This window comes from Microbacterium sp. (assembly GCF_043427715.1).
In the GTDB taxonomy this organism is placed as follows: domain Bacteria; phylum Actinomycetota; class Actinomycetes; order Actinomycetales; family Microbacteriaceae; genus Microbacterium.
On record NZ_JBHWTD010000095.1, the window covers coordinates 1 to 7,929 of the forward strand.

Annotated in this window: 9 protein-coding genes; 3 read left to right on the forward strand and 6 right to left on the reverse strand. The window is 64.4% G+C overall.

The features are described from left to right. The first annotated feature begins 180 nt into the window (after positions 1-180). Together ACHFGS_RS09630 and ACHFGS_RS09635 are read left to right on the forward strand one after the other, a co-directional pair. Positions 181-1,443 (forward strand): Mu transposase C-terminal domain-containing protein, encoded by a 1,263-nt coding sequence (locus ACHFGS_RS09630; protein ID WP_394279190.1) that lies wholly within the window; start codon positions 181-183, stop codon positions 1,441-1,443. Continuing rightward, positions 1,433-1,660 carry an AAA family ATPase gene (locus ACHFGS_RS09635; RefSeq protein ID WP_394279189.1) on the forward strand — a complete coding sequence of 76 codons (228 nt, stop codon included), beginning with the start codon at positions 1,433-1,435 and terminating at the stop codon, positions 1,658-1,660. Before ACHFGS_RS09630 ends, ACHFGS_RS09635 begins: the two co-directional genes overlap by 11 nt. Before the next feature lie 185 nt (positions 1,661-1,845). Here the strand turns inward: ACHFGS_RS09635 and ACHFGS_RS09640 are convergent, their stop codons facing one another. The 5 genes from ACHFGS_RS09640 to istA form a co-directional block, all read right to left on the reverse strand. Next, complete coding sequence (locus ACHFGS_RS09640) at positions 1,846-2,343, reverse strand: hypothetical protein (protein WP_394279188.1); 498 nt, start codon at positions 2,341-2,343, stop codon at positions 1,846-1,848. Beyond that, on the reverse strand, positions 2,340-2,996 hold the full coding sequence (locus tag ACHFGS_RS09645) for a hypothetical protein (protein WP_067196717.1): 657 nt from the start codon (positions 2,994-2,996) through the stop codon (positions 2,340-2,342). Before ACHFGS_RS09645 ends, ACHFGS_RS09640 begins: the two co-directional genes overlap by 4 nt. A 268-nt stretch (positions 2,997-3,264) precedes the next feature. Then, positions 3,265-4,131: a hypothetical protein gene (locus tag ACHFGS_RS09650; protein WP_394279186.1), complete on the reverse strand. Its 867-nt coding sequence runs from the start codon at positions 4,129-4,131 to the stop codon at positions 3,265-3,267. A gap of 348 nt (positions 4,132-4,479) precedes the next feature. Further along, entirely contained in the window at positions 4,480-5,271 is a 792-nt protein-coding gene (gene istB, locus ACHFGS_RS09655; protein WP_394279185.1) for an IS21-like element helper ATPase IstB, read from the reverse strand. Continuing rightward, on the reverse strand, positions 5,271-6,479 hold the full coding sequence (istA, locus tag ACHFGS_RS09660; protein WP_394279184.1) for an IS21 family transposase: 1,209 nt from the start codon (positions 6,477-6,479) through the stop codon (positions 5,271-5,273). The genes istB and istA overlap by 1 nt, the downstream gene beginning before the upstream one ends. Before the next feature lie 111 nt (positions 6,480-6,590). Here istA and ACHFGS_RS09665 point away from each other — a divergent pair, with 111 nt between their 5' ends. Then, positions 6,591-7,067 carry an ATP-binding protein gene (locus tag ACHFGS_RS09665; RefSeq protein ID WP_232089073.1) on the forward strand — a complete coding sequence of 159 codons (477 nt, stop codon included), beginning with the start codon at positions 6,591-6,593 and terminating at the stop codon, positions 7,065-7,067. A gap of 125 nt (positions 7,068-7,192) precedes the next feature. Here ACHFGS_RS09665 and ACHFGS_RS09670 read toward each other — a convergent pair whose 3' ends face one another. Next, complete coding sequence (locus ACHFGS_RS09670) at positions 7,193-7,675, reverse strand: IS30 family transposase (RefSeq protein ID WP_394279183.1); 483 nt, start codon at positions 7,673-7,675, stop codon at positions 7,193-7,195. Between the last annotated feature and the right edge of the window lie 254 nt (positions 7,676-7,929).

Below are 7,929 nucleotides of genomic sequence, written 5' to 3' on the forward strand. Positions count from 1 at the left end.
GACGCTACTTCAGCGAGCACTCCATGAAGCTCCTCAACACCACCGAGAAGGAGGTCGCGATCCCCGAACTCGCTGCAGCATAATCACAGAAGCTGATCTCGCACGGTGTTGAGAAACTCCACCACTCAGCGGGACGTCACCAGAACTGACCAGGGGCAGCGGCGCACATCACCGGAGCTCGTGTCGTTCATCGAAGGTGTTGCCCTCACCCGGCCACGTCCTTCAATCGCGGTGATGCAGCGTCTCGCGCGAGCTGAAGGCGAACGGACCGGCGTGGTTCCGCCGAGTTACTCAACGGTTCGTTCGATCGTGCAGAGCCTCGATCCGGCGCTCGTGACTCTTGCGTTAGAAGGTCCGGCGTCGTATCGGGATAAGCACGAGTTGGTGTTTAGACGGCGTGCGGAACGTCCGAAGACGACATGGCAGGCCGATCACACCGAACTCGACATCCTCATTCGCGGGGCGACAGGGAAGCCCGAGCGGCCCTGGTTGACTGTGATTCTCGACGACTATTCGCGTGCGATCTGCGGATATACGGTCTTCACCGGGGCGCCCTCGGCGATGAATACCGCTCTTGCGTTGCGGCAAGCGATCTGGCGCAAAAGTGACCCCACCTGGTCGATGTGTGGACTGCCGGACGTGTTGCACGTCGACCATGGCAGCGACTTCACCAGCCACCATTTGGAGTACACCGCGGTTGCCCTCAAGGTTCGACTGATCTACTCAACGGTCGGCAGGCCGCAGGGCCGAGGAAAGATCGAGCGTTTCTTCGGCACCGTTAACACCGAGCTCCTCGCGCAGCTCCCAGGACACCTGACATCAGGAACACGACATCCGGATCCGCGACTCACGCTCCCGGAACTCGACCACGCGATTCATGAGTTCATCGCCACGTACAACGAACGCCCCCATCGCGAGCTCGGGATGAGCCCCAAAACCGCGTGGATCGCTGACGGTTGGCTACCGCGCATGCCAGACAGCCTCGATCAGCTCGACGGGCTTCTCCTCACCGTCCCGAAGAACAGAGTCGTGCAGCGTGATGGGATCCATTTCCAAGGACAGCGCTATCTCGCCCCGACGCTAGCCCCGTTCGTCGGGCGCAGCATCACCATCCGATACGACCCTCGGGACCTTTCCGAAGTTCGTGTCTATGACCACGACACCTTCATTTGTGTCGCCGTCGACGAAGCGCACCCTAACGAGAGACTCAGCCTCCGAGACATCGAAGCAGCCCGTCGCGCCCGCCGACGCGCCCTCCGTAAAGACATCAACGACCGCATACCCCGCACAGCCGCCCGCGAAGAACCACGCAACCCCGCCCGTTCTCGCCAAAACCGCCCAGCTCCTCCACGACATCGATCGCATCCAGGGGCGACTGGGGCACTGCATCGACGAACACCTTCGAGCGATCGGCAAAGGGACAGGATCCGTCATGCGCCATGATTCCCGGCGATGGGTAGAACTCCTCATCATCGATGAAGCCGAACGACTCTCCGCGACCGCCCTCGAGATCCTTCGTGACCGACATGATCGAGAACACATCGCGATCATCCTCATCGGCATGCCCGGCATCGACCAACGTTTCCGCCACTACCCGCAGCTATACAGGCTCTTCGCAGTTGAGGGTGTAGCCCGGGACCGCCGGCTGGTTCGCGGATAGGCGTCGAGGTCTTCCAGGATGGAAGTTCTCACGCTACCGGTGTAAGTGCATTATCCGGGTGAGAACTATCCCGAGGCTTCCGAGCGACTGACGCGCTCTGGCGGCTCGCCAACATGCAGGGTTGTGACATGCGGCGGTCGCGCGTCAGACGGCCGCAGGCGGTTCCGGTGGAGGTATTCTCAGGTCTATACGCGGAGAGCCTCGAGCACGTCGGTGACTGTGTCCGCCGGCGGGTGATCTGCACGGAGATCGAACTCTGCAACAGCCGTCCGACGTGCGTCGTAGGCCTCGATCTTCGCGATCGTTCCTTCACGCCAGATCCGGGTGAACACGACTGTGGGATTCATGACGGTTCCTTCGGGGGCGAGGAGCCCGAAGTTGTATAGAGTCTCTGCCCACCAGTAGTTCGCTGTCTGCTCCGGGGGCTCCCACTCCGCGGCCTGGTTGGCGGTGATCTTGCGACCTAGTGCCTTGGAAGCTGCGGACGCGATCACGTTCCGATCTGCTGAGGCCGGAGTGGTGAATACCTCACCGCCGATGAGGGTGAACTCGAGCGTGTCCGGGCCGAGCAGGATCTGCCGGATGAGACCATCGTGCGGGCGGAGGTTCTCCAAGGTGGAAGCTTCCCGGATGGCGTCGCGCCAGAGCGCGGCGTCAGCGGGGTCTCGGTCTGTCCTGGTCATTGGTTCAGCGCGTTCTTCACGAAATCGGGGCATTTGCCGTCGATGCCCTCGCAGTAGGCGGTCACCACTCCGTACTTGTCACCCTGATATGAACGGAAATCCACGATGGTGCGCACCCAGACCGTACGAACGACCTTGCAGTTGTTCCCCCAGAAGTCGCACTTGACCTCGTTGGCGGCCAGTCGGTAGCGCCATGATGTGCCGCCGTCGGGGGTTCGTGTTGTAGCTTTCTGGGTGACTACGCGTGGTGTGCGGTATGTCAGGTTGTGCTTGTTGAGGATCTTGTCGTACGGCTGGGACCGCAGCACAACTTGTCGACCACCGAAGTCATTCCACCGGAAGAGTACGTTGTTGGTCGCGGCTGCTCGCGCGGTGGGCGCGGGCTCAGCCTGAACTGTCGGCGCGCTTGAGGCTGTACCGGGGGTCACCTCGATCCCGAGCTGAGCGAGCTCTTCGTCTGAAACAATCGAGCCGACACCGTCTCCGACGTCACCGAGAACCGAGAATATGACGCCCTCATCAGTTTCGGCGGTCGGGTTAGCCGACGTATCGAACCCGGATGCGGTCGCAGGGGTAGCGGTCGCTAAGGTGAATGCTGTAGCGATCGCGAAGAAGGAGAGCACAGTCCTGCTGGTGGCCTTCGTCAGATGCATTGACAATGCTACCTTCCACGAGTTGAAGTCGATTCTGCCATCGGGCGACAGCAGAAGAACTCTCTGATTAGGGTATCCTAAGTAAGTGAGCCCGTCGAGGGAGCGGGCGGGGAAGCCTGACGTCGGCCTGAGCTTGAAGAGCAGCCCCATCGAGAGCGCAGTGGCTGGCCACGCCAGAGCATATGTACAGATGACCGTTCATGTGAACCGCCGCAGGTTCACTGCCGCTGTCGCGCGGGGAGGGAACTGTCAGTTCAGCGGTGGTGGCCTATCGACTGCTGTTTTCTCGCAGCGCCGGGTAGTCGCCGCGGGTGCTACCTGAGAGGCGGGCGTAGTTCTCGAAGGTGGCGACGCTGAAATCGAGTATGTCTGCGAGGACTTTGGCGGGGACGGCTCCGGCGAGCCGGAACCGGGCGGCGTTCTGTAGCGCGGAGATGCTGGTGCCGAGAGGGCGCAGGCGTAGTGAAAGGTATTGCGGGTCGAGAGGCTGCCCAGGGAGACGGCCAGGGAACAGCCATGCGTCATCGTCTGCGTCGGGTCGGAGGTCGAGTTGCTCCCGGGCGAGCAGGGTGATCGGCGCGGGCAACGTGAGCGGACGGTCTCCGATGCGGAGGTCGAGGCCGTCGTTCTCGTCGCGGAGCTGGCGGCGATGCAGCGCGAGCGTCTTGGTTGCGGGCAGTCCGTAGACCGCGATCAGCAGCGCCGCAAGGCGCGCATCGAGCGCGATACCGCGATCCGTGGCGAGGGTGCGGATGACGTTTTCAAGGTGTGCCTCGGACGTGCTGATCGCGGGTTCTCGGCGCGGAAGCGTGGAGATGTCGAGGTCGGGTGTGATGTCGCGTTCGGCGGCCCAGGTGAGGAACTGTGGGAGCCATCGTCGTGCGGTGTGGAGGGTGATGAACTCCTCGATCTGTGCCTGAGTGAGAGCGCGCAGGGGCGTCTGTTGTTCCTCAGCCCAGGTGAGGAAGGTGACGAGGCCCCGCAGCGATGCTTTGACGTGCCGAGCTGCGCCGATAGCGATGTCGCCTTCGGCATCTCGGCTGGCTCGGCGTAGCAGCACCCATCGGGTGTAGGTGCGCAGCATCTGGTGGTGATCGGTGGCGGCTCCGCCGATGGTCTGCGTGGCCCAGGCCATCGTTGCTGCCCCCAGCTTGCGGACAGTGTCGTTCCTGGATGGACGGCCCTTGCCGCCACGTATCTCAGCAAGAATGCCGCCACATACCTGCAACAGTCACATATGGGACGTCGGACAAGACAACGAAGTGCGGAATTTCCGGCCTCGGCGGGTCGACGTGGATAGCCCGGATTGCGTCCCATATAGCGATCGGCTTACGGCACGGCGGTATGGTCAAGCGGATTTCCGGGTGATGCCGGCCGTAGGTGGTCATGCAGCCCTCGACTCCTACCCGGGCGTCACCGCCTGTCGGCGGCGGGTGAATCCTGGTCACTTTCGGCGCTCGAAAAGTGAACGGTTGCGGGCAGTCTAGCCAGGGGTCTCGTCGGTGGTGGTGCGAATGCTGGGGAGGCTGTCGATGCCTCTGCCGCGGAGGCGGTAGCTGACCCCTTTGAGGGTGAGGACGTCGGCGTGGTGAACGATCCGGTCGATCATCGCGGCGGCGACGGCCTGGTCTCCGAAGACGCCACCCCAGCCGGAGAACGGCAGGTTCGAGGTCAGGATCAGCGACGCGTGTTCGTAGCGTGACGAGACCAGCTGGAAGAAGAGGTTGGCGGCGTCTTGTTCGAACGGGAGGTAGCCGACTTCGTCGACGATGATCAGCCCGTAACGGCGAAGCCGGGTGAGCTCTCGTGGCAGGTTGCCTTGCCGGTGGGCGTCGGTGAGTCGGGTGACCCAGTCCGTCGCGGTCGCGAACAACACCCGGTGCCCGTGGCGGGCAGCGATGATCCCGAGCGCGGGCGCGAGGTGGGTCTTCCCGGTCCCGGGAGGGCCGAGCAGGACCACGTTCTGCGCTTCGAGGAGGAACCCTCCCGAAGCGAGCGCGGCTATCTGCTGCCGGGTGGCTGGTTGCGCGTCCCAGTCGAAGTCCTCGAGCGTCTTCCGGCTCGGGAAGCCAGCGGCTTTGATCCGCAGCTCCGCGCCGGAGGCGTTGCGAGCGCTCACTTCGCGTTCGAGGACGGCGGCGAGGTAGTCCTCGAACGACCACCCAGCGTCGCGTGCTTGGTCCGCCATCCGGGCTGCGGCCTCCGTGATCCGGGGTGCCTTGAGTGCGCCGGCGAGATAGGTGATCTGCTTCGCGACGTCGGTCTTGCCGGCCATCAGTTGCTCCCCTCGACGAGCCCGAACGCGCGGTCGTAGTCGGCGAGATCCCGAGTCAGATCGTCGCCGACTGGAACAAGTCGTGGCTGCTGGAACTCGCGTCGTAGGACGGCCGCAGCTTCTCGATGCGCGGGGTCGGTGACCACCATTCCTCGCGCCCAGACACGGGTGTGGTCGGCAATGATCCGTCCATCGAGGCGGACGCGGACCCGGTCCAGGTCCGCGGTGACCTCGACGATCCTGCCGATCGCGCGCGGGTCGACGGAGTAGTCGTTCGTGTCGATGCGGACGTAGTAGTCGCGGCCGAGCCGGATCCGGTTCCGCCAGCCCAGATGCAACGGGATCGGCGGCAACGGCAACATCGCCGCCAGATCCGCAGGCAGCAGCGAGATCGGAGAGGCGGCCAGGGTGCGCACCCTCCGCTGGTTGGCGACTCCGAGCCAGTCGGTGAACTGCTCGTTGAAGTCCGCGGGCGAGGCGAATGACCGGCCCGGCATGAACGATGTCTCGAACCAACCGTTGCGGCGTTCCACGATCCCTTTCGATTCCGGATCCCGCGGCGGCAGCAGCACGAGCTTGGTCGCGAGGGTTCCCATGAACGCGTCGACTCCGTCCGCGTGACGGCGTCCTCGCCCGATGCCGGGCTCGTTGTCCCAGATCAGCCGACGCGGAACCCGGCCGAGCTGCTCGATCAGCTGCCAGGTCCCGAGCAGCAGATCCTCGGTCTTCCGCGTCGGGATCATCACTCCCGTCGTGAACCGGCAATGCGCCGGGGTGATCACCAGCACCGGCAACAGCTTCGCTGTCCCGTCCTCGAGCGGGATCTTCTTCGGCGGGAACCACAGATCGCACTGCGCCGCGTCCCCCGCCGCCCACGTGATCCGATCCGCGGGATCGAGACGCTGCTGCTCGGGCCGCAACCGCTTCACGTTGTCACGGAACCACCGGATCGAGCCCGTCCACCCGACCCGCTCCGCGAGCACCGTCGCCGGCATCGTCGGCGTCTCCAGCAGCAACGCACGCACCCGCGACTCGAACGGTGTGAACGACGTCGGCGCCGCTGTCCGCTCATAGTGAGGCGGCGATTCCGAGTTCACCGCCTTGATGACCGTGGTCCTCGAGATCCCCAACCGCTCGGCAATATGCGCCTTCGGCACGCCCTCGCCGGCCAGCCTCCGGATCAACGCCCAGTCCTCCAAAGTGATCACTCTCCAATCGTTGAGTGTTCACTTTTCAAGCGCCGCTACTGTCCAGTTTTCGAGCGCCGTCGACACCGCCTTTGTCCCTCACCTGCGTTGAGCCCGCATAGGGTTGGCTACGTGGACCAGGTCATCCTCATGTGCGGTCCGGCTGGATCGGGGAAGTCGACCTACGCGCGTGGCCTGGAGGCCCGGGGCTATGTCAGGGTCTCGTTCGACGGCGAGGCGTGGGCCCTCGGGCACCGGACCCACCCGATCGGCGACGACGCGCGCCAGGTCGTCAACGGAACGCTCCAGGACAAGCTCGTCGACTGTGTGAAGCAGGGGAAGGGCGTCGTCGTGGACTCCTCGTTCTGGTCCCGTGCCTCGCGCGATGAGTTCAGGCGGCTCTGCGCCCCCCTCGGCGTCGTCCCGGTCGTCTACTACCTGGACACCAGGCGGTCGATCCTCCTGGACAGGTTGGCCCAGCGCGAGAACTCCGGCCCGGACGACATCGCTGTGTCGCGCGAGCGAGCGATCGCGTACATCGACGGGTTCGAGACGCCCACACCTGAAGAAGGCCCACTCAGGATCGTCCACGTGACAAGCCCGATGTGATCGTGGCTGCGCCCAGACCGGCGCCACGCCCACGCTGGTCGCCCTCCTGACTCGAAGGGGTATCCCCGGTGGGCGGTCTCGCAGGGACACATCACAGTCGCCGATTCTCATTGCCTGCCCCGGCTTCATTCCTCAGCTACAGCTCGCACGCCTGCGTCGGATCTGCTCATCGACCGGCGCAATTCTCGAGCCGCCGCTGCGGTCTCAAGAAACCTCTCCGTCGGCGCCGCCCATTCAAGGACCTGCCGAGGCCGTTCGTTGAGGAGCCTCTCGATGCGTTCGAGCTCGTCGTTACTCGTCGCGTTCATGTTCGTGCGCCGCGGGAGGTACTGGCGCAGGAGGCGGTTAGTGTTCTCGTTGGTGCCGCGCTGCCACGGGCTGCGGGGGTCGCAGAAGTAGACCGGGGCGTCGATGAGTGCGCTGAGGAAGGCGTGGTCGGCCATCTCGCGGCCGCGGTCCCAGGTCAGGGACTTGCACATGCCGGGTGGGACGTTGAACAGGGCGCGGGCGACCGCGATGCTGACGTCCTTGGCCTTGATCCCGTCGGGCAGCGGCACGATCTTCAGGTAGCGGGTGGTGCGCTCGACGAGGGTCGCGACCGCTCCCAATGACCCGGCTCGAGCCGGTCGGTCACGGTGGCGGGGCGGTGGTGGATGGAGACCATGTCGCGCAGATGCCCTCGCCCGTGCGATCGCTTCACGAGCCGGGGCCGGCGCATCGTGGGTGACGTCCCGCTGAGTGGTGGAGTTTCTCAACACCGTGCGAGATCAGCTTCTGTGATTATGCTGCAGCGAGTTCGGGGATCGCGACCTCCTTCTCGGTGGTGTTGAGGAGCTTCATGGAGTGCTCGCTGAAGTAGCGT

Bases quoted from the DNA above. Each gene is read 5' to 3' on its own strand.
- ACHFGS_RS09650 (WP_394279186.1), bottom strand. From the start codon at position 4,131: ATGGCCTGGGCCACGCAGACCATCGGCGGAGCCGCCACCGATCACCAC.
- ACHFGS_RS09635 (WP_394279189.1), top strand. From the start codon at position 1,433: ATGCGCCATGATTCCCGGCGATGGGTAGAACTCCTCATCATCGATGAA.
- ACHFGS_RS09640 (WP_394279188.1), bottom strand. From the start codon at position 2,343: ATGACCAGGACAGACCGAGACCCCGCTGACGCCGCGCTCTGGCGCGAC.
- ACHFGS_RS09645 (WP_067196717.1), bottom strand. From the start codon at position 2,996: ATGCATCTGACGAAGGCCACCAGCAGGACTGTGCTCTCCTTCTTCGCG.
- istB (WP_394279185.1), bottom strand. From the start codon at position 5,271: ATGGCCGGCAAGACCGACGTCGCGAAGCAGATCACCTATCTCGCCGGC.